Below are 26094 nucleotides of genomic sequence, written 5' to 3' on the forward strand. Positions count from 1 at the left end.
GGCGCGTTGTGGTTCACCGTGTTCACCCAGCGGTTCACCGCACCGGTGTTCACCGCGTTCCTCGACCGCATGGCCCGCCAGGCCGACCGGAAGGTGCACGTCGTCGCCGACCGGCACCCGGTGCACCGCAGCAAAGCCGTTCGCGCCTGGCTGCAGGACAACGCCGAGCGGGTCGAGCTGCACCTGATGCCCGGCTACAGCCCCGAACTCAACCCCGACGAACTGCTCGGGCGCCGACCTCAAACGCGACGCCAACGCCTCACGCGCCCACAACCTCGACCGCCTCGCCCACCAGACCCGACGCTTCCCGCGCCGCCGCCAACGCCAGCCGCACATCATCCACGGCTACTTCGGTGCCCCACACGTCCGCTACGCCATCATCTAGGCAACTCGATACTTTCGGCTCAATAGCGACGTCATCAGATGACTCCCGTGCACGCTTCGCGGTCGTTAGCCCGCGGCGGCCCGCGGCGCGTCCAGGACGCGGGGCGCGACGCCCAGCGCCCTGGACCGAGACAGCGGCGGTCAGCCTGTCTCCCCGTTGCCGGTCAGCGGGTCACGCGAACGAGATCGCCGCCGTCGCTGCCACCGTGGAACCGGTCGCCACGGCCACCGCACCCGCCGGGCGCCGTGTCGCAGTCGACCTCGACGAGGTTGCCGTCCAAATCGTAGCCCTCAAATACACGGTGCACGATGGTCGCGGTCGACGCCTCGCCATCCGACCCGGTCACGACCTCACCAGCGTCATCGAGGTCACAGATCACGATCTGCCCGTCCACACTCCCGCACTGAGCGACGTAAACGGACTCACCGGATGGGAATCCGGTGATCGAGACCGAGACGGAGGCGCCGTCGGTCAGCCCGGTCGACGGCGTGACGACCACCTGCGGGGCGGGCGTCGCCGCGGCCTGCTGGCCGAACGCGAACAACGCCGTGGCAACCACGGCGACACTACAAAACCGCTTGAGAAAAGACATGAAATCTCCACACATCGACGGTTCATGAGAAATCGCTACGAAAGAAGTGACCAGTCACTGGATATCTATGATCACTCTCAATGAGGTTGTCCCCGAAGACCGGACACCGGTTCTTATGCCACGAGGGTGAGATCTTGAAGATAGCCGACGCGGACTTCGTGCGGGGTGCGGTAGTCGAGTGTCGAATGTAGACGGTCTTGGTTGTGGTAGCCGAGGTAGGCGAAGACGTCCCGGCGGGCGTCGTCGCGGGTGTCCCAGACGGTGGTGCCGATCTCGGTCTTGAGGGTGGCGAAGAACGACTCGGCGACCGCGTTGTCGAAGCACGACCCGGCCCGCCCCACCGACGGACGCGTGCCGTGACCGGCGAGCGCGGATCGGAACAGTCCAGAGGTGTATTGCGACCCGCGGTCGGCGTGGAAGATCGCGTCGCCGCTGGTCAGGCCGCGTCGGACGGCGAGGTCGAGGGCGTCGCGGACCGGTTCGGCGCGCATGTGCTCGGCCATCGCGTGTCCGATGACCTCGCGGTTGTGCAGGTCGATCACCGTGGCCAGGTGGAACCAGCCCTCCCGCGTGGGCAGGTAGGTGATGTCCCCGACCAGCCGCCGCCCCGGCGCCGGGGAGGTGAAGTCACGACCGAACAGGTCCGGAACCGGCACTGGCACGACATCGGGCCTGGTCAAAGACCTGCGCCGTCTGTGGGTGAGACCGCCCACCCCGTGCTCGCGCATGACCCGCCCGACCCGTTTGTGGTTCACCCGACGGCCGCGGCGATGCAGCGCGACGACGATCCGCGGACGCCCGTACGCGCTGTGGACCTCGCCGATCTCGGCGGCCAGGCGCGCGTCCGCCGCAGCCCGCTCCGCCCTGGCCGGAGCCCCGGCCAACCACTCGTAGAAGCCGGGGCGTCGCACGCCCAGGATCCTGCACAGCCGGGTGACACCGAAGACGCCGCGGTGCTCAAAGATGAACCGGTAGCTGCGGGTCAACGACCCATCTCCTTGGCAAAATACGCGGCCGCTTTGCGCAGGAGCTCCTTCTCCAACTCAACTCGGCCACCCAGTTCCCGCAGTTCCCGCAGCTCCTGGCGCTCCTCGGCCGACACACCGCCCGCCGGCGGGAGTGGCCTGGGCCTGTTCGGCGATGCGGACCCAATTACGCAGGGTCTCGTGGTTCACACCCAGCTCACGGGCGACCCGCCGCAACGGCCGATCCGATGAACGGACCAGCGCGACGGCGTCCCTGCGGAACTGCTCGGGCTACTTCGACTTGCCTGACACGGGGAAATTTTTCCCCAGACCGCTGTCTGGGATCAGGGTGTCCGGTTCAAGGGGACAACCTCACCCCACCGCTTGATCACAACTCCAGATACGCCCTAGGTGTACCTGGCCATCAGGTTGGTGTCAGTCGGGTGGTGGGTGGGTGGCCTGCGAGTGCGTGGTGGGGGCGTTGGGTGTTGTAGTGCTCGATGAAGGGTGCCAGGGCTGCGGTGCGTTCGGTGTTGCTGGTGTAGGCGCGCCGGTAGGCCCACTCGGTCTGCAGGGTGCGGTTGAGGCGTTCGACTTTGCCGTTCTGCCAGGGGCAGTGCGGTTTGATGAACTTCTGGGTGATGCCGTGTTCGGTGCAGACCTGGCGCAGGGACCACTTGTAGGCCCAGGCGTTGTCGGTCATCAGCCTTTCGATGCGGGTGATGCCGTGTCCGGCGAAGTAGGCGATCGCCCGGTGCAGGAATCCGGCGCAGGTGGGGCCCTTCTCATCGGGCAGGACTTCGGAGTAGGCCAGGCGGGAGTGGTCGTCGATCAGGGAGTGCACGAAGTCGAACCCGGTCTTGGTGCCGCGGTCGCGGGTGGCTTCCCGCCCGGCCCGGCCTCGGGTTCGCCAGCCGCCGCCGTCGGGGATGCGCCCGAGTTTCTTGACGTCCATGTGGACCAGTTCGCCGGGCCGGTCGCGTTCGTAGCGGACCGCGGTGGCCTTCGACGCCCGGATGACCTGGCCGGTGATCGGGTCCAACGCGGCCAGTCGGGGGACCTGGTGGCGGGTCAGGACCCGCGACACCGTCCGCGCCGGCACCCCCGTCTCAGCCGCCAACCAGGCCGGGCCACGGCGTTCACGCCCCCGCAGTTCGACGATCCGCGCCTCGACCTCGACGGGGGTGCGCCGGGGTGAGGTGTGCGGGCGTGAGGACCTGTCGGCCAGGCCCGCCTGCCCCTCGGCGGCGTGCCGGTCGAGCCAGGTGCGCACACACTTTCGGGAGATGCCCATCGCCGCGGCGATGTGCGCCTGCGGCCACCCCGCCCGATGCCGGGCGACGATGAGTTGCCTGCCATGGACGGTGGTGCGGGCGTTACGGTGGGACACGGAGACCTCCAGGCCAGGTGGGTGACGTCGCAATCACCACCGCACCCGGAGGTCTCCCCCATTTCAAGTACTCACCACCGGCGTGTCACCAACCTCCTGGCTCAGTACACCTAGGGCGGCAAGACCGCGTTTAGGTTCCGATGTGCCGCAGCTCAGGACCTTCCAGGACTCCAGTCATCGCGAGGATGGCTACCAGCGGCTGTAGTGCGCGGGACGGATGGAAGCCGCGGGGGAACTCTTGCTTGTCCGGCGCCGACTCGCTGCCACTCGCAGACACGAAGTGCAATGTGCACCGGTCGAAGACGGTGAAGGGGGCCAACGCGCCGTACTCCTGTCGGTGGTGCAGAAACGCGTACACGTCGCCGCTTTCCAGGTGCGACTGCTTGGGGTCGACGGGAACGAAGCTGTCGCGTTCGCTACGCATCCAACTATCGACCGGCGCTTGATAACGCAGCCGATCCGACTTGGTCGCGACTATCGCCGCTGGTAGGCGTCCGAGGTCGGGCACCGCCTGCAAGCGCGCCAGGGACATCTCCAGCGCTTGGTCGCCACGCCCTTCGGGGAGGGGGTCCACGCCGTGGACGAAGATCATCGCGTCGGCCCCGACGAGGAATCGTGCCAGTTCACCGTCGCCCACTGCCTGCAGGTCTTCGCCCGCCACGTCGAACAGCACCAGGGGGCGGGTGCTGTTCCGACCACGGATCAGCAGGATCTCGGCGGGGTCGGTCAGGCGTTCCGGGGTTTCCGGCAACCGCAGGCCCCGCCCGACCGGTTCGAGGAACGAGGTCCGGTAGGCATCGTGGCGGTGCAGGTCCATGGGGACCGCGGTGAGTCCGTACGGTGTCAGACCGTTGTGCTCGACAATGCCGCGCACCATGGCGGCGAGCAAGTGGGTCTTGCCCGCCCCAGGACGGCCGATCATGGCCACCACCAGCGGTGGATCATGGGCGAAGTAGTTCGCGGGCAGGAAGTGCTCCGTGGCGTCCTGCGACGGGTTGGGGCACCGCCGGTAGGTGTTCACCAGGTCCAATCCCCGCTTCAGCCCGTCTTGGCCCGCTGCCGGGATCTCGTGGTACCTCCCTTGGTTGTCGCGACGCCATAGGCCGTTGTCTGGCAGCGGGTAGGAGTCCAGGCACATCGGGCATCGGGCAAGTGCGGGGGATTCATCGTTGTCGTGCCGGGCAGGAGACGTGGGTCGCTTCACCAGGCTTCGGAGCCGAGGCCATCGGCCTCCCGCTCGCTTGCGGCGTTCCTCGTCCTCCTGCCTGCGCTCACGTTTCCGCCACACCGCCGCCTCGAAGGCGTGGAAGTCAGGGGCCAGTCGGGCGCGGGCGTCGACGGCGTGGATCTCGGTTGGTTCTCGAAGCCTGGCCAGGAGTTCGCCGGGCAGGGGCGGAGCGGCGGGCGGATCGACGAAGACCCCGGCAAGCAGGGAGCCTAGGGTGCCGTCACCCGCTGCGACTTCCGGCGCCTCCTTCCCACGGTGAGCGGGTTGGGCGGTCCGCCAGATGGCCAACCCCGCGTCCCGGACGTCGTTGTGGAGTTCGACCGGCATGGCTTGCTCGAAATCGACGAGTTGGGCGGATGCGGTGGTCGCGTCCCACCGCACCACGTCGAGGCCCACCCGCCCGTGGGCGATACCCGCCGCGGCAATGAGATGCAGCGCCCGCAGCAGTCCGACCTGCAGGCGGCAGCGCTCGTGGGCGGTGAGCCGCGAGACCACCTCGGTCGCGGGCACGCCGCGGTAGGGATCGAGCAGCACGAACGGGTCCTCGCTGTCCACGTCGTAGTACCTCAGGCGAGGCAGCTCGCAGGGGTAGTCGTCGGGCGGGAACATCTGCGCGAAGCGGTGGGTCGCGCGGATCTCGCAATCCAGCGGTCCCAGTGGCCCCGGCCGCCCTGATGTGGTGCGCTGAACCCACTTCTGCAACAGCACGGGACCGCTTTCGACGGACACCGACCGGGACCGCAGGGCACCGGTGATGGTCGTCTCGCCGATGACTGTCAGCCGGAGCGTGTGCCGCGTGCCGTCGATGGCGCGGCAGTGAACGGTGGTAGGCGGTGAGTCGGTCATTGGAACACACCCTGTCTGAGCGGGACGAGCCGCAGCGTCCCTGCGATCTCGGTATTCTCGGTCCAGGTGACGGCGGGACCTGGACCGCTCATGTCTGCTGCTAGTCCGCGGACCGCAGTCGAGGCGAACCTCACCAGCCGGGCGCCTGTGGCCAAGGCGCTCACGGCGCCGAGTTGCCGAGCGTGGCACAACTGCGTCATCTCGTCCTCGACGCCGCGAGAGAGCGCTTCTGCGACGTGCGAGCAGGCCCAGAGCCTGGTCGCCAGCGTGTCCCTGTGGACGTGGTGGCGGTGGAACGCGAACGGCGGGGCGGAGAGCAATCCGTGGTTCTCGACGTGCAGGCGATAGGCGCCGACCAAGTGAGCGCCCCGCTCGATGTAGTCGGCGGACTCGCTCGCACGACCGGCCTCGATGCCTGACCAGCACGGTCTCATCGCGGCGATCGTCAGGTCCACCAGGTCGGCCACCACGACGTCGCGCACCTCCTCGTAGATGTCCCGATCCTGCTCGTCGGCGTGAACGGAGTCCTCGGGCCTGATCGCCGACGAGGTGAACAGGTCGCCCGCACGATCGGCGAGCACCTCCTTGACCGAGGTCGCTCCCTCGATGACCTGGCGCAGTCCCTCGGCGAACAACGCTCGTCGAGCCGACGTCCGCCAGTGGACCCGCAGCACGGTGTCCAGCAACTGGGCGGTCCGGTCGCTCCGGACACGCAGCTCCGCCAAGCCAAGGGCTCGACGCCAACGCCGAACGCTGCGTCGCCAGCTCGTTATCGCCACCCAGGCGAAGGTGAGCACGGCGAGCGCGGTGGGAAGCGCGGTCCAGGGCTCCGGCACCTGCGGTTGCCTGAGAACCAGCGCCACGAGCCACGGGCCATAGACCGGCAACCCCCAGGCTGACGCGGGTCGAAGTGCCGTGACAAAGCCGGATTCGCCCGCCACGGTGGGCCGCCGAGCGTGCAGCAGCACGCCGACCGCGAACCAGGCGAACGCGAGTCCGCTGATGAACGCCCAGGGGGTCATGCCTATGGCGGCGAGCACGCCTGTGAGCGCGCTGAGCCACGCCGCCGTCCGGAGGCGCGGCCGGATCTCGAACGACGGCTCTGGCTCAGGCTGGGGCCGTAGCGCTCGTAGTTCGTCGAGAGCGTCCAGACAGCCCTGCGGCTCCTGCTCGATCCTGGCCGCGTCGAGGTCTGTCAGCAGGTGCGGGATCGAGCGGTACTTCCTTAGCCACCCCTCGAGGAGACGCCGGGTGTCATCACGGACCTGGCGGGGTCGGGCGGGGACCGGGCCGAGCACGCCCAGCCCTGGACCTTGTCCGGCCGACCTGCCCCGAAGGCTGTCATCGACGTGCACCAGTTGACGGGTGACCTTGTCATGTAGGTCGCGGGCCGCCGCATGGGCCTCGATGACGGCGGCCCCGACGACTCGTCCCGCCCGCTGCTTCGGGAACAGCGCGAAAAGGTGGTCCAGGCGGGTGAGCTCGTGGCCCGCCGCGTTGAGCGCCTCGACAGCACGGGTGCGAGCCGCGTCCAGCGCGCCGCCGGGCGTCAGCACCGCTTCGGACCTGTCGACCTTGACGACCGCGCGGATCGCCGCACGGAACTCGTCGCGCGGCGGCTCCTGCATCGTCGCCTGCCTCGCGTGCGGGTCGGTGAAGTGGGCGACGGCTTCCTCCTGCACCCGGCGCAGCTCGGTGTAACCCAGGCTGGTCCGCTCCAGCTCCATGCCGATGCCCGCTGTGCTGAACGGCAGTGTGCTGACCACCTCCAACACGGCCTCGAAGACGGCTGGCGCGGCGAGGGCATCGATGAGCTGGTCCAGGCCGGAGGGAGTACTGCGCCGAACGTCCCGCGCGCCGTGGCCGGTCGGCCGCCACCGGATGCCGTCGTGGTCGCCGACCCACAGGGTGGCTGCCCGGTCGACCGGGGCCAGCGACGGCGCGGGCCGGACCCGCACGTCACCGTTGACATCCCCGCTGTCCATGGCGAGGCAGATGACTCCGGAGACAAGCGGGCTGCCAAGCAGCGCCTGGTAGACCTCGTCGTGGTCGGCGGCTGTCTCGGCCTTGTCGAGCACCAGCACCGATCCCTGGACGTGGTCGACCTCGACCCCGCCCGCGCGCAAGTCGATGATGGCCACGCCGGGCCGATCCCGCCGAGACGTCACAATCCCGCCTTGGACAGCTCTCGGCCGAAGTAGTCGGCCATCCCACGGAGGTTGGCAAACGGCGACTGGACGCCCCGGAAGGGCAGGTCGAGCGCCGCGGGCAGGGTCATTTTCCAGAACTCGTCCATCAAATCGATCTGCTGCGCGGTGTCGATCCCCGGGCGCCCGCGCAGCTCGTCGATCAACTGCAACTGCTTGCCTTGCAGCTCGAGCAGCTTGGTGAACTGCGGCGACGGCGGAGCTGGGTCCCGGTCCACGTTCAGCGGCACCGTCCGCGTCAGCTCCCCGGCAAGGCTGCGACGAGTGCTGCTGCCGTCGCTGAGCGTCCACTCCTCGTACGCCTGCACCAAGCTCGCCCACGATGACAACTCGCGGAACGGGGTCAACGCCAACGCCAGCGGCGGAGCATCCGGGTGACCGACGCGCACTCGAACACGACGTGGGCTTTGGTCGTCTTCCGAGTCGTCGACCTCCATCCAACCGTTCCACATTGCGCTTAGGAAGCTCTGCAGGATCACGGCGCGGTCGCCGGGGGTGGACACCGGGTAGGCCGTCACGTCGCCGAGTCGCTGCCGCCACAGCAGCCAATCGCCCGAGTGCTCGTGCCGCAGCGCCTCGCTGCGCAACCGAATGGCCTCCCGCACCTCCGGAACCTGGGTGATGCCCATGCTGGTGCGAAAGAGCACGACGACCAGCGAGTCTGACTCGTTCGGACGGAACTCGATTGACGAGATGTCGGGGGGCAGCAGCAAGACGCGTTGCAGGAAGGCCTCGACCTCGCTGTCGCGCGCGGACGCCGGGTAAGTGATCAGCACGCGCAGCTCGCCTTCTCCCGCGGGGGCGTACCCGCCGGGGACCATGCCTGCGAGCTTGTTGCGGAAGTGGGCGGCATCCACATCGTCTACGGTGGAGTCGGCCCGGCCGACGACCGACGCCAACAGGTCCTGCATCGCCGGGATGACCGGCCGTTCGACGCCGCCGGGGCGGAAGCACTCCGAAACGGCGCCGCGGATGCGCTGGCGAACCCAGTGAACCGCTGCCTCGGGCTTCTCGCGGCCCGCGCGGTAGGCTCCGAGCCAGCCGTCCTCACCAAGGATCAGTCCCACGATGTCGGCCGTGGTCGGGTTCGCGCCAAGCCGCCCGGAGTAGCGGTTGGTCAAGGTGGCCAGCACCCGGGAGTAGAAGCTGCTCATGCCGCCGTCGTCCGGCGGCAACAGGTAGGACACCCCCAGCCGGGAGGCGTAGAGCTGGGCGCTGCGCTGACCGAACTGCCGGTCATCCGTGCTGACGTGGTTGGCGAACTCCTCGGTGATCGAGGTCAACTGATCGCAGAACGAACGCCAACGCGGCTCCCACACCTGCTCGTTCTTGCCCCACGCCTCATTCCACTGCCGCCGGACCCGCCACCGGAACCAGGCGTCCTGCTCCTCGATCGCCTCTCTGACGCTCGGGTCGGTCCACCGAAGCCTGCGGAACACACCTCGTCTGCGGACCACCTCGGGCTGCGGCGGATGCAGCCCGAAGTCGAAGCCCGCCGGGGAGCGATTGGCTTCCGTGCGGTCGCCGAGGACCTTGTCGAAACCGCCCCGGTCGAGCGGCTCGGGGTAGCCCGCGTCGCCGCGTGCCAGCCGCCGCAGTTGGAAGGGGTCGATCGTGCGTGAGAGCTCTTCGGCCGCCTTGGCCGGGGAGAAGCCCTTGGCCACCTGGCCCATGTGCGGGCCGAGCAAGCGCTCGTTGCGCTCGAGGCTGTCCTGCATGCTCCTGGCGCGGGCATTGAGGGCCTGGATGATCGCGTCGTAGCCGGTCGGCTCGTCCGGCATCTCCGCGAAGCTCTCCAACGGCGCGCACGAGAAGAAGCCCTCGAGCCCGGAGGTGGTGTCGAAGCGCTCGATGAGAGCACGGTTCTGAACTCCGACCGCCGTGGGCGTCACCCGCATGGCTCGCACCGCCTCAGCCAACAACCGCGAACTGACGACGTCGGCCAGCACAGCGAGCGGGATAGTCAGCGAGGCGACGGCCGCCGTGGACACCCCGCGCCGCCCGACGCCGGTCTCGGCGAGCGCCGACCGGCTGGCCGTGGTGTTGACGAAGTGCTCGGCGAAAGACGTTCCACCCTCCGGGCCCGCGCTGACCAGCGCGGTGACCAGCGAGACCATGGAGCGGATCAGATCCGTGCCGCTCACTCCGTCGTCAGGGCGCCCGAACAGGAAGGCGGTCTGCACGGTGGCCGGCCGCAGGCTGATCGGGTTCTGCTCGCCGGGCAGCCGGATCGACAGCGGTCCCCTGTCCCGCCGGCCTTGACCCACCTCGTCCTCGATGCCCTGCGCGTTCTGGTCGTCGACCAAGCGAAAGAGGTCGACCAACGCGGAGCCCGCATTGAGCACCGCGGCCCGACCACCGCCCATCCCCTCCTCGAATGCCGATGGCATGAGCACCAAGGGATGGATGCGGGCACGGGCGCCCGTCTGGCGCACGTGCTCACCGACCATGTAGAGGTAGTCGAGGAAGATTCCGCAACCGGTGCCTCCCGCCACGGAAAAGGCCACGAACACGTCCAGGGTGTTGTCCAAGGCGCCGCCGAGTTCGTGGATCGCGGCGCCGGAGGCGTTGATCCGCTGCATCGCGGCGGTCACCCCGTGCAGGACGGCGTTCGGACCGCTGCCCTGCCGGATCGTCTCGAAGAGCACCGCGCGACCGACGGTCGGCAACTGGCCCGCGCCGGCGTCGAGGGGTGCGACCCGCGGGTCGTTCTTCGGGCCGGGCAGCCAGCCGATGGCCTCGCTGTCCATCGTGATCCGCATCGACTGGGCCAGTTGCGCGCTGTTGTGGTGGTTCGGTGGGACCAGGTTCGCGATCAAGTGCGTGGTGTGCTGAGCCGCCGCGTGGTGGTCGGCGCTGGGAACCACGTTCGGCAACACCTTGCTCAACTCGTTGACGCTGAGATCCGCGTAGACGAACTGAACGCACGGCGGTAGCTGGTACGGCAGGTAGTCGTGTCCGCGCATCCGCCCGATGAGTTCGGTGCCGTCCGGCCCGCAGAGCGCTTCGCGCAGCACCCTCTCCAACTCTCTGCCGACGCGGCATCCCGTTCCACCGAGGCCGAGGAACAGCATTGGCTGGTGAATCTTCATGTGGGTCCTCATTCCGTCCGGTGGCCAGTCCGGCCAGTCCGTGTGGGAAGTCTCGTTCGCTGGGCGCCGCGGCCGGGGTGGTTCCTGGCCGAAGCGGTCACCGCGTGGGGCGAGCGCGCCGACACCCTGAACACGACTCAGGTGTTGGCATAAGGGTCTTCCGGGATGGGTCGACGGCCCGGCCCGCTGTTCGAGGGCGGGCCGACGCGGCGCCGTGACCTCGATGCGGCCTGGGACGCAGGGCGGTCGCGCACGACCAGCTCGACGCCTTCGCCGAGGTCGAGCACCCCGCCAGGGGCGAGGCCCACTGGCGCGCCGGACGGACCGTGGAGGGTGACCCCGCCCCGACCCCTGCGCACCTCGTACCGTTCTCCACCGCTACCGGTGGTCAGGTTGGCCTCCACACCGGTTCCATGACGGACCGCGAAGCGGAACTCGTCGCGCTTGTGCTGTGCCTGTAGCGCGTCAATGACCTGACCGTGGCGCCGCAGCTCGACGCGGACGCCGCGCACGTCCCGCTCGACCCGTCCACGCCACCGCAACCGCAACGCCACCACCCCACCGGCGGCGAGCGCGACCACGAGAAGCGTCCAGAGCCACCAGAGGCGTTCGAACCAAGTCGGCACCGGCGCCACTTCGCGGGCGAACAACAGCTCCCCGACCACGGTCCCCTGCGACTCCTCCACCATCCGCAGCCGGGCCTGGTTGGACCCCAGCGCGGTGGCGGGGTCAAACCGCAGGGAGAAGTCCAGGACGGCATTGCCCGCTGCGGGCACCTGCACCACTGCGGGCTCAGCGGAGACCACCGTGCCGGCGCTCGGGTCGACCACCTCCAGCCGCAGCGTCCGCGCCTGTCCGGTCGAGTTCGTGATGTTCGCCCGGCCGCTCAACGACTCCCCGACGACGACCTCGCTGTCGGTCCCGTTCAGGGACAGCGAGGCCCTGAGGGCAGCGGTCGCGTTGGAGACCCGCGTGTAGAGGGGCCGCCTGTCGCCGCTCACCCCGATGCCGGTGACGCTGCCCAGGAAGTCCAGCCGCCCAGTAGCGTCCGCCGGCACGGTGAGGGAGCCCTGGTACTGGCCGTCGCGCGCGTTGTCGGCCAGTTCGACGGGGGGCAACGCCCGGAACCCCTCGCCGCTCAGTTCCGCCGTCAGCGTCAGGCCCTGCAACTGCGCCGGGTCGGTGAGGGGGCCGCGCGTGCCGCGCACCTGCATCGTGACCTCCACCGCCGTTCCAGGAACCGGGGACGGTGGGTTGACACTGATGACGGCGCGGACCGCGCCCTGGAAGATCGCAACCGCGCTGACATTGTTCGTGGGTACCCCGGGCGGGGAGGACAGCCGCACGGTCCACTTCCCCGGCTCCGGGTTGACCACTCGCATGGACTCGGTCTCGGCGCTCTGTCCAGTGAGCTCGAAGCGCGAGACGCCCACCGAGCCGTTGACCGGCACGGCGACGCCGTGCGGATCGTGGTAGCTGACCACGACTCGTGGGTCGCGCTTGTACACCACGATCGAGCCCGCGCTGGCGATCGCGGGAATGTCGACGGGGAGGTCGAGGCTGCCGCCGTCCGGCAGCTCCCCGGTCACCGGGTCGCCGACGCTCGTGCAGCGCGCGTCCCGGGACGCGGCGCCCATCGCCCGCATGAGGTCGGCTGACCCAGTGATCACCGTCGCCGTCGGTGGCGGGGTCTTGGCGCCGCAGTGGTCCTGCAGGGCGCCGGTGGCGAAGCCTTCGAGCTGCTTGAGGTCGGCCTGTCCGAACCCCAGCGGCCACACCGATATCCTCGCGGCTTCGAGCTCGTCGAGCAGCCCGGGGACCTGCTGGCGGGCGGCGGTGTTGCGGTCCTCGGCAGTGCCACCGCCGTACGCCGAGCTGCGGCTGACGTCGAGTTTGCCGTCACTGAGCAGGTACACGATCTTGCGCTGGCCTGCCGCGTCCGGTGTCTCGAGGACTTCCCGCGCAGCGGACAACGCGCTGACGTGGTCGGTGCCGTCGCCCTCGTCCGGCCCGCGTCGGCGGAGTTGCCCGACGCAGTCCGCGAGGAACTGGCGGTTCTGCGGTGTGTCCAGCGCCGTCGGCGGGCAGACGATGTCGACGGCTGCCTGGCCGGGGCCGTCCGAGCTGGCGAAGCCGATCACCGACACCACCGATCCGCGAGCGGGTTCGCCCTGCACGATGAGGCGCACGGCGTCCTTCTCGTTGGCAACGTCCTCGGCCGTCAGGCTCCCCGACTGGTCGACCAAGACCACGATCCGCACCGGAGCCAACTCCGGGGGCACGTCTTGGGCGCCCGCCGCGCCGAGCGCCACGGAGGTGGTCGTGCCGCCGGTCACCGCTGGCGCCACGGCCGACGGACCGGGTGCCAGCAGCGCGGCGGCCAACGCCCACACGGGCCACCGGCGCGCGGGTCGGAAGATGTTCATCACTGCTCCCCGGATGTCGACGTCTGCAAGGGTTTCGACGCCTGCGCGGAACTTGACGTCGACACGACCGCGTCCCGCAGGCGGCGCAGCCACCGCACGAGCGGGCCGTTGTGGGTCTGGTGACCGGCGTCGCCGTACAGGCTCAGCGCGGCCCACCGGGTGGGGTGGCCGTCGGCGGTGTCGGCCTCGCGCTGGGCGATGAAGAGGGCGATGTCACGCGGGTAGCGGAGCAGGAGTTGCTCGAACCGGTCCAGGACGCCGACGACCACGTCGTCGAGCGTGTCCCAGCGCGCCGCGAGCACCGCCGAGGCCCCGGAGGCCAGTGCGGCGCGCACGAACCCGGTCTGCTCATCGCGCCCCATGCGCTTGGCCATGCCCGTCTCGCAGGCGCCGAGGCAGACCGTTCCCGTGGAGCTGAGGTCCATGGCCTGGAACCGAGCCGGGTTCAACTCCCCGTCGGTGCCCGCGGGAGCCAGGAGCAGCGCCGCGCGCGACGGGTCGCCGCCGTACCTGCCGTGGCTGTCGATGCGTAGCTGGCGATACTTCCCGGTGCCGAGCTCGGCTTCCAATCTGGCGGGCGTCGCGTGCCGCCCGCCGAGGACCTGTCGGTGCGGCACCTTTGCCGCGGGGGTGATCGGCTCCCCCGGCCTGTCCGGACCGTGCAACACCAGCATCTGCTCCCCCAGCGTGCCGCGCTGTCCGCGCGAGCGCCGGTGCAGCGGGGCCCGCAGCGCCAGGCACGGCAGGATGGACAGGGCGTACCGGCGGCCGATCAGCGTGTCGCCTGTCCCAGGGCACGGCAGCAGCGCGAACGGGACGTCGGAGAGCTCTCCCCCGGCCACCACGGCAATCCGGGTGACGTGCTCGGGCAGGTCCAGAAACGCCGGAACACCCAACAGGCGCGCGATCTCCGCCAAGAACCGGTCGAACTCCGTCGTGCCCGGCTTGGCCATCGCAAGCCGCCTGCCCCGGTTTCCGGTGCAGCACTCGACCACCGCCTCGATCGCGGCGATGAGCCGGTGGCGGTCACAAGCGCGGGAATGGTGGTGGACGCGCACTCCACGCCAGGTGCGCTCGATGAGGACGTGGTGCACGTCGTGCTGGGTTGCGTGCAGCATCCAAATGGCCATGGAGCGGGGCATTCCGCGAACGGCCCGGCGGATCCACCGGCGTGCCCCCGCGATGTCGCCCGGGTCGGGAAGGGCCCGTACGGGCACCCCGACGGGATGAATCTGTGGCAGTATCCCCGCCCCCTTGGCCGCCTCCATAGCGATCACGACCGGGAACTTCGCGCGCGCGTCGCCGATGCGGTCGGCCTGGGCACAGGCCCACAGGACCTGCTCGTCGAACTCGGTTGGCACGGCGTGCAGCATCCGCAGCCGAACGTGGTCAGTCGGCTGCAACGCGGCCACCGACTCCTCGGCCCGGTGGGCCGCGGCCCACGCTGTGACGGCCTGTGCCATGTCGTCGCGTTCGGCGTGGGTGTGCCCGAGCAGGCGCAGGGCCGAGATCCGGATGGCGATCGCCGAGTCCGCAGCGGCGTGCTGAAGCGATTGGCGGCTGTGCGCGACAGCCTGTCCGGCGATGGCAGGGTCATCGGTGTGGCGGGAGACCTGCAGCAGCAATTCGGCCATGGCCAGGTGCCACTCGGCGGTGTGGCGCTCGTCTGGCTCGGCCCGGGGGTGCTCGGCCGCGGGCAGGAGCCGTTCGGCCTCGGCCAGCCGACCGCTCCTGATCAGCGACCTGATGAGCAGCATCTCGTGGTCACCCGCCGCCAAGGCCTCAACCCCGGCCCCCATGGCGCTGTCGCGTTCGAGGCGTCGCGCTGCGATCAGGTTCTCGTCGGGGCGCGCGGTGTCGGCGGCAGACGCGTAGAGCTCCCCCAGGGCGTCGTCAGCCTCGTCGTCCGCCCTCAGCAGCCGCAGCAGCCGAACTCGGGCCTCCAAGGCGAAAAACCGCAACGCGGGGTCGCGCGGTTGAGCGAGGGCGGGTTCGAGCGCGGTCAGTGCCTGCTCGTAGCGCCCGACCAGCCGGAGCTCCTCGGCGCGCACGAGCAGGGAGTTCGGGGAGCGATCCGTGGGGTCAGCCGACGGACAGGAGTCGAGCGTGCCTTCGCGCGCGGTGACGATGCGGATGTCGTCGTCGAGTATGGCCACGGCGGTCTTGTCGCCAACGCTCTGGTAGCAGGCGCGGGACCGTCGCAGGTGCTGGGCGGCGGCCAGGAGCCTGCCGCGACGGGCTTCCGCCAGCCCCTCCAACCTGGACAGGAGCGCGTCCTCGACCTTGTCTGCCGGTCGTCCGCCCGCGATGTCACGGACAGCGGCGAGGTCGCCGTCGATTCGAGTGCGGTCGCCCCGCGCCAAGGCCGTCTCCGCCCGCGTCAGCAGCAGTTTCACGTTGGCGCCGTACTCGGCCAGGTAGTCGTCGCAGCGGACCATCGCGCCGGTGCTGTCGCCTGCCGCCCGGAGCCTGCTGACGTGCTCGGCGGCGATCGCGGTCCGCAGGCTGGCCGACGAGCCGTGCGCCAACGTGACGGCCTCGCGATAGCGGACGTTCATCGTGGCCGTGTCCCGGCGTTGCGCGGCCGCTCGCGCAGCCGTAAGGGCCACTGCCAACCGCGAGCCGCTGACCAGTTTGAACGTGCTCGACCCGGGGCTCATCGACACACCTCGTCCAGTTGCGGCGCCTGGGGCTCCCCCGACTGCGGCATCGGTGACGGCTGCGACTGCTGTTGCTGCTGCGAGCACACGGTGACGAGGACGATCAACCCGCCGAGGCCGTGCAGGGCGTGGTCAACTCCGAGAAGCCCCGACCCGGGCGCGCCGCCCGCTCCGGCCCCGCTGGGGGAGGCTTCGGGGGAACTGTTGAAGTCAGTGAGGAACCAGCCAGACCCCGCGCGGACCGAAAGCGGTCGGCCCGCCCCGTTGACCGTCGTCGCGACGATGATCTTGACCGGCGTCTCGGACGGGATGGCCTCCGGTATCGCGTCTGGCCGTTCGGGCCCCAGGACCGACGCGCTGTCCGCCCGGTAGACGGCTCCGCCGGCCGGGGCCTTGGCAGGTATGTCAGCCGCGCGGGCGGTGCTCTCCTCCACGACTCGGAGCGCGCTGAGGTCGGCCCGCGTCAACCGCTCGGGCACGACCAAGCGGACCGTTACGATCCCGCTGGGCGTGGCGACCTCGCTGGTGGTGAGCACGCGTGAGGAGGTGGGCCCCCTGCCGACCTCGATCCACGCGTTGTCGAAGCGGTACACGGTTTGGCCTTGTGGCCCCTGGTACTGGTAGTTGAGCCCGGGAGCGTCGTCGAGGCCGTGTCGCGGGTTCTCCTCCACCCGCTTGACGACCTCTCGCAAGCGCTCGAGCTGACCGTTCTGCACGACGATGTCCGTCTGGCGGTGCTTCGCGCCGCTCGTCGGCACCTCCCGCACCCGCACGGTCGCCGCCGAGGCGTCTTGGTATGTGGCGTCGACGACGAGGCCTCGCCCGTCCGAGCGGAACTCGGTCCGGAACTCGCGGTTGCCGCTCTTGCCCGCCAGTGGCGCTCCGGCGAACGGGGTGACGTCGCTGTGACCGCCGACGATCCGCGCCGAGGTGGCGTCCGGTCCGCGTCGCAGGTCGAAGGCCAGCCGGTCGGTGACCTCACCCTTGTGGTTCCGAGCCACCCGCTCGAACCGCTGTGAGCCGGTGGCGGGGTCGACCCGGGTGGCGGCGGGATCGATCGGGTCCGCGCGCCGCGTCCCGGGCGGCAGCGCCGCGGTGCCCGACGGCGTGTCGCCCGCGCGGGCCAGGCGGTCCGCCAGCGAGACCCCTCCGGAGATGGTCAGGAGTCCGCAGTCGGATGTGGTCTCCGAAGGAACGGGCAGCACCGCCTCGCCCTGCGCAGAGGGCGGTGTGACGAGGGTCAGCGGCGCGCGTTCGCGCAGTTCGTCGTGCCGGGCGTACCAGTCGGCGAAGCTGGAGCCGGGGTCGTCCGCGCCGTGCGCACCCACCGGCAGCCGGGCACCGCTGCTCGCGGTGAGCCACTCGAGGGCGCCGCTCCAGCGCATCACCTGTTCGAGGCGGCGGTACTGCGGCTCGTAATCGGCGATCTCCAGGTAGTGCCGGTCCCAGAAGCGCAAGGCGCGGCCGAAGCCGTAGCTCGACTCGCCCTCGGCCCCGTCGGCCCCGTTCGACCGGGTGAACAGGCGGGTCGCCTGGGCGCCGATGTCGACACCGGTCGCCGAGGAGGCGAACGCCGCGTCGCTCTGGCCGAACCAGAGGCGACCGCTTTCCCCCCGCGGTTGGCTCGAGCACAGGCTCGGCGGCGTCGGCGCCTTCCGGTTGGGCACGAAGTCGGAGACCGCCGAGGTCGGCGTCCCGCTGCCGACCCCGGTGACCCACAGTTTGGCGGTGAGGTCGGCGTAGAACAGGCTCATTCCGACCTCGGTGCCCTCGAGGCCGCCGTCGTAGCGGGCCTGGCTGAACAGCGGCCGGTCTTCCAGGACGTTGAGCAGAGCCCAGAGCAGGACGCGGTCCGCCGGGAGTCCCCTGGTCGGGGCGTCCGCCGGGGGCGGTTGCTGAAACAGTCGCTTTTCGACGACTGCGACGAGCTCGGTGGCCGAGGCGTAATCGGTGCCCGTCCAGTTCCCCGAGAAGATCGCCTCGGGGATGCCCGGCGCGAGGCCGGGGATGGCGGCGCGCACGTCGTCGACTCCCGCCGCGCGTCGCGGGTCGAGGGAGAACCCGGGCAGCGTCCCGGTCCGCTGGTCGTAGCCGCGTTGGAGCACAGCGACGTCGTCGGCGGTGATCGGGGCCTGTGGCGCGTCCTGCCAATGCCACCCGCCCGCCCAGACCTCCGCGCCCCTGGTCTCCAGGCGCGACAAGTGGCCGGCGTCCGCGAGGAAGTCGACCAGCCCCTGGGGCTGGTCGACCCGCGCCTCGCGCCATCCGTGGTCCCTGCGGAGGTCGGCGGTGGCGGTCGGGGGCTCGGGGACGAGCTCGATGTCCTCCCGCTCCGGGCGCACCTGGTAGCGGTGGAGCTGGACCATGGCTGGATCGGCCCCGGCGTCGGTCCGGTGCTGGTCCAGGATCAGTCCGATGGTCCTGGACTCGTGCTCATCGTCCTTGGGCACCAGGATGTGCAAGGTGTGCCCGTCGAACAACCCTCGGCCGGGCCCGACGGGCTGTTCGATGAGTTCGGCGAAGGCGGGGTCCCGCACCGGGGCGGTCTCGTAGAGGGCGTCCACGACTTGGTCGCGGCTCAGTCCCAACGAGGACGCCAGGCCGAGCCTGGCCCAGTCCCGGAGTTGGTCGGGAGCCTCCGCCGCGTCGAGCACGGCGAGCCGGTGGACCGCGTCGCGATAGCTGACGACGAGGAGGGACGGCTCGTCGCCGTCCGGTACGACCGGACCCGTGCAGCCTGCCGTGACCAGTGTCAGGACGACTAGCCATGCGGCGGACAACCGCCGGGCCCAGGCTGGCACGACCATGGGCACCCCCTCTCGGTAGCGGGACCTGTCCACCCGCGTCGATTTCGCACTGACGGACCGCCGCTCGTCGCCACCGCAGTCCGGGTCGTGATCACGGGTTGTCGTCAGAGCCACCGAGCATGACGTCCTCCTCCTGGTCAACCCCGGCAAGGTCCGCGGCGACCGTTCTGGTCGTCGGGGCCGGGCAACCCTGTGGCGGTGCGTCGCCATGCGGCGGACAAACGACCCACGCCAAGCCCGCCGCCGTGGTCCGTCAGTGCGGGACCGACGGCTCGGAGGGAGCAGGATCAGCATGGTCATGACCACCTGGGACGGTCAGTTGCGCATCGACCACCTCGCCGACGCGGGCACGGTCGTCCTCACCCTGATCACGGTGGAGCCCGCGACCGAGATGCGGCTGCGGGCTGGTCTCGTCGCCGAGTTCGTCGCGGCCGATCTACACGGGCCCCCCGCTTCTGTCGTGGTGGCGCTGCAGAACGGACGGCTGCCGTGGGATGTCGCGCAGTTGCTGGGAGCGCGGGTGTCCGCGGCGGTGGCGGACCTACTCGGGGCAGGCCGTTCCGGGCAGTGGCTCGACCTCGACCTCGTCGAGGTCGACAACCTCGCGGTGGCTTGGGCGCCGTATCGGGTGGTCACCCTGGCCCCCGCCTCGGCGAGCACGGGCGCGCTGGGCGTGTGGGCGGATGAGCTGTGGACGTGCCTCGGGGTCCGGGGGTGGCGCGACGCGCTCCGGGCGCTCAGCGGCCCCGCGCCCGCGGTCGGGACGTTCCGCGGCGACGACCCCGCGCTCGCAGACGCCCTCCAGGGCACATGGCGGTTGCCGGACGAACTCGCCGCGGTGGTGGGGGTGGAGCCGGAGGTGACGTGGTCGTTGCGCCGGACCGAGCAGGACGCGATCGAGATCGACCTGCGGGCGCGATCCAGCGGACGGCCCGCCAGGGCGGTGCTCCAAGCGGGCCTGGACGACCGGTCGCAGCGGTGGGCGCCGTTCGAGACGGAGGGCTCGGGCGGCTTGCGCGCGCGGTTGGCTGCCTCCGAAGAAGCGGTCAGCGTGCGCTTCCGCTCGGAAACCAGGAGGACGTCATGACCACGGACGTGGATCGCGAACACTGCCAGGCAGAGCTGGAGGCCTGCGCCGAAGAGGTGTTCGACGCGCTGAACCCCGTGGACCTCGCCGCTCTGTTGGCTGAGGCGGGGTCGCGAGCGGCGCTGCGCGAGAACGTGGTCGAGCGGGCCGTGAAGGTGAGCGGCAAGCTCGCGAACGCGGTGCGCCCGGATGAGCGCCGCCTGCTCGTCGCAGCCTGCCTCAGCTGGGGGCGCAGCCGGGCCGGGGTCGCGAAGAACACCGGTCACGCGGTGAAAAAGTTCCTGCGCTACCGCCGTTGCGCGGACGTGCCCGTCGGCGCCCTCGTCCGCACCGACCGGATCATCCCAAACGACGAGCGGGCCACCGAGGTGTTGGCTGTGAGCCTGCGTGTCCGCACCGGCCTGTCCGAGACAGGCGCGGTGCGCGAGCCCGATCTGATCCTCAATCTCGTGATCCCGGCGATCGTGGCGGCGCTCGACGCCGGACCGGGCAGGTCGCCTGGCCGCGAAGCCGACCTCGTCGCCACTGCGCACGACGTGTTCAGCCGCGGCGCCGAACTGGCGGCCGCGCACCGGGTGGCACGGCGGCTCGCCCGCGTGGCGAGCACCGACCTGCCGGTCGCGGGCAACGTCGACTTCGTGGTCCGGATCGCCGCCTACCGGCTCGCTGTCGAGGAACGCCTCGGCAAGCGCGCGTTCCAACCGCTGGACGTGCTCGACCAGGCGGTCGATGACCTCCTCGACATCCTGCGCAAGGCGATGACGCGGCCCACCAGCCGGTGGAACCGTCGCGGGTCCGATGAACCCGACGTGGTGGCGGCCATCGACCAGTACGCGCGCCATCTCGGCGCGGCCTGCGGCGACGAGGCCGGGCGACGGGCGGTCAGCGCGGTGCACTCGGTGCTCAGCTACCGGTTGGGTCTGGGCGACGGAACCCGTGAGATCGCCGTCAAGGACGTCGACACCCTCATCCCGCCCCTGGGCCACGGCGGGTCCCTGTCGAACCTTCCGGAGGCCGAGCACCTGGTCGGTTGGCTGATCGCCGCGCTGTTCCGAGGAGCGGGCCCGGACGCCCGCGAGCCCCTGCTGGACTGGCTCGAGGGCAAATCGGTGCCGGACGGGTCGAAGGATCTGCCGCTGCTCGTGCGCAGGCTGAGAGTCGCGGGCAGAATGCTCAACACAACCCCGCGATCACATGCGCCTCGTCCGGTCGGGCTCACCGCGAGCCGATTCCAGGCGCTCACCACCCGGCTCGCTGCCGCCGTCGACCCCGGTGACATCACCGGGCACCCGCAGCACGACGCCCATCGCGTCATCCTCTCCGCGCTCCCGCCCCTGTGGACCGGTCGCAGGCCGGTGGTGCTGCTGGTCACCGCCCACCTGCGAGTGCTGCTCGGCGCCAAGCAGAGCGCGGGTCTGCAGGCAGCCCTGGTCGCAGGGTCCGGTGTGCGCGCACCGATGCAGTTCACACAGAAGACGAGCGCCCTGCCCGACCGATGCTGTCCGGAGGCCGCAGGAGAGGTCCGGTCGGCGGCTGGCGAACCTCGGGAACCGGTGCACTACGGGGAAGTCTGCCCGCACCGGCCGTGGGGCGAGGTCGGCTGGGTGGAGAACTACGGCACCCTCGGCGAAGCGTCCGGCAGCAGCACCGAGGCGGCCCGCAGACAACTGGCGCGCTACGGTGGTCCGTGGGCCGAACTGCTGTGGCACTGAGTTCCGACCCCGCCCCGTCCTTGGGGCTCAGCTCAGCAGGTTGACCCGGCGCCGCAGGTCGACCAGCAGGTCGTAGTGGCTGTAGCTGCGCTCGTCGTCGTCGGTGACCCGCCGTGCCCAGCCCTCGGCGACACAGAGCAATCGATCGGCCAAGACCACGTCCTCCGGTCCGACACCCACCACCTCGGTCTCGACAGCCGCGAGCAAGGCGGGCACCGCGAGCAGGCAGAAGTGCGCGGCGGGCTCGCTCGAACGCGTGAGCAACTCGGCGGTCTCCTGGTCGTCGAGCGCTCGTGAGATCCAGGCGTACCCTTTGGCCGCCCACTGGCGGGCCTCATCCGGCCGTTTCGCGTCGACGGCTCGCCTGGTCAACAACGCCGTGGCACGGGATGCGATCTGCAGCGACTGCCTGAGCGGCAGGAAGCTGCGTGTGCGCTCCCAATACAGCTCGCGCGCTGGGATGACCACCGTTTCAAACAGCTTGGTGGCGGCAAGCAGGTCGTCTTCGCTGTCAGGGTGCGTGGTCAGGTACGACGCGTAGTTGTGCAGGTGGTGTCCCACCGCCGAGCAGGTGATTCCATCACCCGCGTCGGGCAACTCCGGGGCGATCTCCAGAATCCGCCGGTAGGCGTCCCAACTGCGCCGCAACCACGCGTCGAGGTTCTCAGGCGGCGGCAGTCCAGCCCCGGGGTCGGTGGCGTTGGTCCGCCGGAGGATGTTGACCTCGACATTGGCCGACGAGATCGCCTCGGCGGCCGCGCCACGGTCCACGATCCCGGCCTCGACCAGGTTGACGCACCGTTCGGCCTCGCTCATCAACACGGCGACCGGCTCAGCCAAGTCCTGACGGCGGTCGTGGCGCAACGTGTGCACGAGCATGTCGGCCACCCGACACCGGCCGAGCACGGTCAACGGGTCGTCGGGCTCGAGGACCTGGGCAGCGAGTGCGGCCACCTCGGCCAACAGCGGCACGATCGCCGTCCGCGTCCGCTCACGCTGCTCCGCGTCGAACTGCGTCTGCCGCAACACCGCGAGCAGGGCGATCAGCACCGCTCTGCGCCCGGTCAGCGGCAGCACGCTCACTTCGGCGACGTGCGGAACGCGTGGCAGCAGCACCTTCCGCTCCGCGGGCTCGGCGTCGAGCAGGTGGTCGATCCGGGCGATGTAGCGGCTCACCAACTCGGTGGGTGGCACGAGAGCTTCAACCACGAGGTGGCCAGGCGCTCGCTCGCTCAGCCACAGGTGGCTGGAGCTCTGCCGGGTGCCGATCGCCATGAGTTGACGCAGCAGCCGGTCCACCACTTCCTCCGGCGCCGCCACCGCCAGCGTGCGGACCGTGCGATCGGCGACGTCGAGGTCGCGGGGCCGCGAAGCGGTGCCGCTTCCCGCTGCGAGGTGCGGCGCCCCCACCTCGCAGCGGGCGAAGGGGAGGTCTGCGATGGCTCCAGCGCGCGGGAGGTGCCACTCGACGAGCAGCTCACGTTGGATTGTCCGAGCGTGGATGGCCGCGGCGAGCAGCGCGGGTTGCGTCCGGAACACCTCCAGCAGGAGAGCCGCCCACGCGGCCAGGCGCAGCCGGATGGGCAACGCCGTCCCGTCGGCCGCGGAGAGCAGGCCCAGGGCGGATTCGACGGCGACGGTGACGGGCGCCAACAGCCGGTTCGCGGCAGTGAGCATCACCCCGGCTTTCGTGTCGGGCCCGAAGCGGTTGAGCGTGGCGTTCGGTATCTCGTTCGGCAACGACTGCCCGGCGCCGGTCACCGCGACGCGGTCGATGACGGCCCACGTCGCGGTCTCGGCGAGGCGGGCTTGATTCGCCCGTCCCCGTCCCAGCAGTGGAGCACCGCGGGCGATCTCGGAGAGGGTGATCTTGTTGTAGTCGCAGATCCAGGTGCGGGCGCCGAACGGCCCTTCGGCCCAGGGTATGCCGAATAGTGGAGCGACCTTGCGGGCCAGGCGGGCCGGGACGATCTCGGACCTGACTTCCGGGATGTCCGGTATCTCGGCGGGAAGCAAGCCCATGAGCACTCCTTGACTAGTCCAAACGAGCGAACCTTACCTGGACCACCGAAAGAATACATTCGGACAAACTTGTGTTCTCGTAAACTTACGAGCTATGCAATCTGTTACTGTTAGTCATCGTTCGACTACTGTTCACCCGGTCACTGACGGACCAGCAGCGGGGAAGACCGCCACTGACGAGTTGTCCGCAGTCATCATTGCCATCTGGCACGAGACCTACGCCTGCCGGGCAGCGATCCACCGCGCCCTGCTCACCAGCCGCTGCGACCTTCGGGTGACCAAGTCCGCCTCAGGCCCGGTCGGCGCACAGGTGATCCGGATCGACGGCGAGTGCGCGTGCCGGGACTTCCTGATCGACATGGTCGTGGAGTGCCACCAGCTTCTTTCCAGGCGTTCGGGCGAGCTCCACAACCCGATCGGCGCGGCACGCGTCCATGTCCGCCTGCGGGCCGCCCCGGACTGGATCCGGCAGAGGCGGACCGCGATGGGCGCGCAGGCACGCGCCGACCGCATCCGCACCGGAGCCCGCGCCCGGGGCCTGCCGGACGAGTTCCACCGCGCGCTCCTCGAGTACCTGGTGGAGGAGGCGGGTTCGATGGCCGTGCTGGAGGACCACCACGAGTTGGCGCGCAGGCTCGCCTCCCGGTGCACGGGTGAGTTCGGAGGCGCACCGGAGCACTACCTCGACCGGGTCGTCGAGGGTATGGCCGTCGTCGAGCGGCAGTGCCGCTCCGGGCCGAGAGTGAACGCCGGCACGGCGGAATGCCCGGAGTACGTGACGTGGTGGGAGCGCTACATCGAACGACCGCTGGGCCGCAGACCACGGCGCACCACCCGCGCGATCGCGACACTGCCCGACGGCATCGCCGATCCGAATTCCGGGTGCGGTCTCGGACCGATCGACGCGGGCTCCGCCGAGGCAGACGACCGGGTCATCGCAATCCTGGTCGAGACCCACCGGGATCGTCCCGAAGCTCCCGCAGAGGCGTTGCGCACCGGGATTGCGGCGCTGGTCGAGCACGGCCTGCTCGCCGAAGGCCCGGCCGCCGTGCTGCTCTCCGACGTCTCCCGGCTCACGTCGGCCGCGCGGCAGTTGTCCGCCATGTGCTGACAGTTCGCCACATGGGTGTACGAACAGCACAGCGGTGCCGCCGGTCCGACCGGCGCGGCACGGAAACGAGGACACGATGCACCGTCGTCCGCCACACCACCGCGACCGACCGCAACGCACGAAGGTCGGCCCGCCCAATCCAACGAAGAAGGAACAGGGACTGAGCGTGGTCGTCGGTCTGAAGTTCACCGCAGGCACCGGTGCGGCCATTGCGGCAGGCGCCGTCATAGCGGCTATGCTCGCAATCTCCCCCGCCACCGCACCGGACCTCATAGGCCATCTCGCCACCGACAGCGTGTCGAGCATCATCGCGACGGGCATGGCGCTGACCGGGACGCTGCTCGCGATCCACGTGCGCAACCATCGCTGCGGCGCGACCAGAAAGCGGCCGCGAACCGAGAACACCCGACCACAGCGAACAACGAGGTTCCACTTCGAGGCCCGCCTTGATCTTCTCACCAACCGAAAGTGACCCCCGAGGCCGGAGTTCGCCGCTCCGACACCACCGTTATTCCGCCTGAAGGTTGTCCCGTAATGATCGAGAGTATTGGCGGGGCAAGGGGGTGACAGCGGTGGCGCCTGCGGCCGTGGTCGTTCAGTCGGTCGTGGCCAGGTTGCGCATCTGGGCGACGCCTCGGGCGGCGTGCCAGACGCCGTCGCGTTTGCGGCGGTAGTTGCGCAGGATGTTCCAGGACTTCATGTGTGCCAGGGCGTGCTCGACTCGTGCGCGGACGCTTTTGTGGACGGTGTTGAGGTCGGCAGGTTCAGACGGTCGTAGCATGTGATCTTGGTGTTCGGTGGGGAAGGATTCCCTGTCGTGCGGGAGATGTTGACGTTGGCTGATCGGGAGGAGATCTCCCGGGGCCTGGTGGAGTTGTTGGAGTTCAAGGACATCGCTGTTCGGATCGGTCGGGATGCCTCTGTGGTGTCGCGTGAGGTGGGTCGTCATGGTGGCCGGGACGGGTATCGGGCGGTGGCGGCCGATGCCGCGGCGACGGTGGCCCGTTCCCGGCCGAAGGCGATGGCGGTCGACCGGTGTGCCCGGACGCGGTCGCGGGTGTGGTCGTTGTTGCGTCGTGGCTGGTCACCGGGATCTATCGCGGGCCGGTTGGCACGCGATGACGCGTCCGGGGACCCTTGCCGGGTGAGTCACGAGGCGATCTACCAGTGGGTCTACGCCCAACCCGTCGCGACGTTGCGCCGGGAGTTGATCGCTTTGCGCACCGGTCGCACCCGGCGGACCGGGCCTCGCCCGGCCCCGGCCCCGCGGATCCGCGAGCCCCACTACATCGACGAGCGCCCCGACGAGGTCGCCGGGCGTGCTGTGCCTGGTCATTGGGAGGGGGATCTGGTGATCGGGAAGGGCGGGAAGTCGGCGGTGGCGACCCTGGTGGAGCGCACCAGCAGGTTCCTCATCCTGGTCCCGCTGACCGGGCGGGACTCGCTGACGGTGACCCAGGCGATCATCGCCGCCGTCGGCGATCTCCCGGCCACGATCCGCCGGTCGTTGACGTGGGACTGCGGGTCGGAAATGGCTCTGCACAAGGATGTCACGGCGACCGGG

General features: G+C 70.1%; 16 protein-coding genes and 1 pseudogene. 6 read left to right on the forward strand and 11 right to left on the reverse strand.

Annotated features, from left to right (window positions below; genetic code table 11):
* The first annotated feature begins 45 nt into the window (after positions 1-45).
* Positions 46-411: a transposase gene (locus tag GCL84_RS30870; RefSeq protein ID WP_407924345.1), complete on the forward strand. Its 366-nt coding sequence runs from the start codon at positions 46-48 to the stop codon at positions 409-411.
* A gap of 137 nt (positions 412-548) precedes the next feature.
* On the opposite strand, the gene GCL84_RS00895 is transcribed toward GCL84_RS30870, so the two are convergent.
* The 10 genes and pseudogenes from GCL84_RS00895 to GCL84_RS00940 form a co-directional block, all read right to left on the reverse strand.
* Complete coding sequence (locus GCL84_RS00895) at positions 549-977, reverse strand: enediyne antibiotic chromoprotein (protein WP_197522925.1); 429 nt, start codon at positions 975-977, stop codon at positions 549-551.
* A 113-nt stretch (positions 978-1090) separates the two neighbouring features.
* Positions 1091-1963 carry an IS3 family transposase gene (locus GCL84_RS00900; RefSeq protein WP_156753383.1) on the reverse strand — a complete coding sequence of 291 codons (873 nt, stop codon included), beginning with the start codon at positions 1961-1963 and terminating at the stop codon, positions 1091-1093.
* 57 nt (positions 1964-2020) lie between these two features.
* Positions 2021-2221: pseudogene (locus GCL84_RS30875) on the reverse strand (transposase); the annotation flags it as partial.
* 145 nt (positions 2222-2366) lie between these two features.
* Entirely contained in the window at positions 2367-3332 is a 966-nt protein-coding gene (locus tag GCL84_RS00910; protein ID WP_156753384.1) for an IS481 family transposase, read from the reverse strand.
* A gap of 130 nt (positions 3333-3462) precedes the next feature.
* On the reverse strand, positions 3463-5406 hold the full coding sequence (locus GCL84_RS00915) for an ATP-binding protein (RefSeq protein WP_156753385.1): 1944 nt from the start codon (positions 5404-5406) through the stop codon (positions 3463-3465).
* Complete coding sequence (locus GCL84_RS00920) at positions 5403-7490, reverse strand: hypothetical protein (RefSeq protein ID WP_156753386.1); 2088 nt, start codon at positions 7488-7490, stop codon at positions 5403-5405. The genes GCL84_RS00915 and GCL84_RS00920 overlap by 4 nt, the downstream gene beginning before the upstream one ends.
* An 80-nt stretch (positions 7491-7570) precedes the next feature.
* A complete protein-coding gene (locus GCL84_RS00925) occupies positions 7571-10705 on the reverse strand; it encodes a tubulin-like doman-containing protein (protein ID WP_197522926.1) in 3135 nt (1044 codons plus the stop codon).
* 137 nt (positions 10706-10842) lie between these two features.
* A complete protein-coding gene (locus tag GCL84_RS00930; RefSeq protein ID WP_156753388.1) occupies positions 10843-13131 on the reverse strand; it encodes a VWA domain-containing protein in 2289 nt (762 codons plus the stop codon).
* Positions 13131-15689: a CHAT domain-containing protein gene (locus GCL84_RS00935; RefSeq protein ID WP_197522927.1), complete on the reverse strand. Its 2559-nt coding sequence runs from the start codon at positions 15687-15689 to the stop codon at positions 13131-13133. Before GCL84_RS00935 ends, GCL84_RS00930 begins: the two co-directional genes overlap by 1 nt.
* Before the next feature lie 98 nt (positions 15690-15787).
* The gene (locus GCL84_RS00940) at positions 15788-18598 is read right to left on the reverse strand and encodes a hypothetical protein (protein ID WP_156753390.1); all 2811 of its coding nucleotides are present in this window, start codon (positions 18596-18598) and stop codon (positions 15788-15790) included.
* A 298-nt stretch (positions 18599-18896) separates the two neighbouring features.
* Here GCL84_RS00940 and GCL84_RS00945 point away from each other — a divergent pair, with 298 nt between their 5' ends.
* Together GCL84_RS00945 and GCL84_RS00950 are read left to right on the forward strand one after the other, a co-directional pair.
* On the forward strand, positions 18897-19685 hold the full coding sequence (locus tag GCL84_RS00945; protein WP_156753391.1) for a hypothetical protein: 789 nt from the start codon (positions 18897-18899) through the stop codon (positions 19683-19685).
* Positions 19577-21397, forward strand: coding sequence for a hypothetical protein (locus GCL84_RS00950; protein WP_156753392.1), 1821 nt, complete (start codon positions 19577-19579; stop codon positions 21395-21397). The genes GCL84_RS00945 and GCL84_RS00950 overlap by 109 nt, the downstream gene beginning before the upstream one ends.
* Before the next feature lie 27 nt (positions 21398-21424).
* Here the strand turns inward: GCL84_RS00950 and GCL84_RS00955 are convergent, their stop codons facing one another.
* Positions 21425-23419, reverse strand: a complete 1995-nt coding sequence (locus tag GCL84_RS00955) for a hypothetical protein (protein WP_156753393.1) — start codon at positions 23417-23419, stop codon at positions 21425-21427.
* Positions 23420-23600: 181 nt separating this feature from the next.
* On the opposite strand from GCL84_RS00955, the gene GCL84_RS00960 reads away from it, so the two are divergent.
* The 3 genes from GCL84_RS00960 to GCL84_RS00970 all read left to right on the forward strand — a co-directional run.
* Positions 23601-24530: a hypothetical protein gene (locus tag GCL84_RS00960; protein ID WP_156753394.1), complete on the forward strand. Its 930-nt coding sequence runs from the start codon at positions 23601-23603 to the stop codon at positions 24528-24530.
* 166 nt (positions 24531-24696) lie between these two features.
* Positions 24697-25002 carry a hypothetical protein gene (locus GCL84_RS00965; RefSeq protein ID WP_156753395.1) on the forward strand — a complete coding sequence of 102 codons (306 nt, stop codon included), beginning with the start codon at positions 24697-24699 and terminating at the stop codon, positions 25000-25002.
* 354 nt (positions 25003-25356) lie between these two features.
* Positions 25357-26094: IS30 family transposase (locus GCL84_RS00970; RefSeq protein ID WP_235925905.1), on the forward strand; the 738-nt coding region annotated here is incomplete at its 3' end.

The sequence above is a fragment of the Actinokineospora pegani genome, from assembly GCF_009745975.1.
Taxonomy (GTDB): domain Bacteria; phylum Actinomycetota; class Actinomycetes; order Mycobacteriales; family Pseudonocardiaceae; genus Actinokineospora; species Actinokineospora pegani.

Bases quoted from the DNA above. Each gene is read 5' to 3' on its own strand.
- GCL84_RS00955 (WP_156753393.1), bottom strand. From the start codon at position 23,419: ATGGGCTTGCTTCCCGCCGAGATACCGGACATCCCGGAAGTCAGGTCC.
- GCL84_RS00945 (WP_156753391.1), top strand. From the start codon at position 18,897: ATGACCACCTGGGACGGTCAGTTGCGCATCGACCACCTCGCCGACGCG.
- GCL84_RS00930 (WP_156753388.1), bottom strand. From the start codon at position 13,131: ATGAACATCTTCCGACCCGCGCGCCGGTGGCCCGTGTGGGCGTTGGCC.
- GCL84_RS00925 (WP_197522926.1), bottom strand. From the start codon at position 10,705: ATGAAGATTCACCAGCCAATGCTGTTCCTCGGCCTCGGTGGAACGGGA.
- GCL84_RS00940 (WP_156753390.1), bottom strand. From the start codon at position 18,598: ATGGTCGTGCCAGCCTGGGCCCGGCGGTTGTCCGCCGCATGGCTAGTC.
- GCL84_RS00915 (WP_156753385.1), bottom strand. From the start codon at position 5,406: ATGACCGACTCACCGCCTACCACCGTTCACTGCCGCGCCATCGACGGC.
- GCL84_RS00935 (WP_197522927.1), bottom strand. From the start codon at position 15,689: ATGAACGTCCGCTATCGCGAGGCCGTCACGTTGGCGCACGGCTCGTCG.
- GCL84_RS00895 (WP_197522925.1), bottom strand. From the start codon at position 977: ATGTCTTTTCTCAAGCGGTTTTGTAGTGTCGCCGTGGTTGCCACGGCG.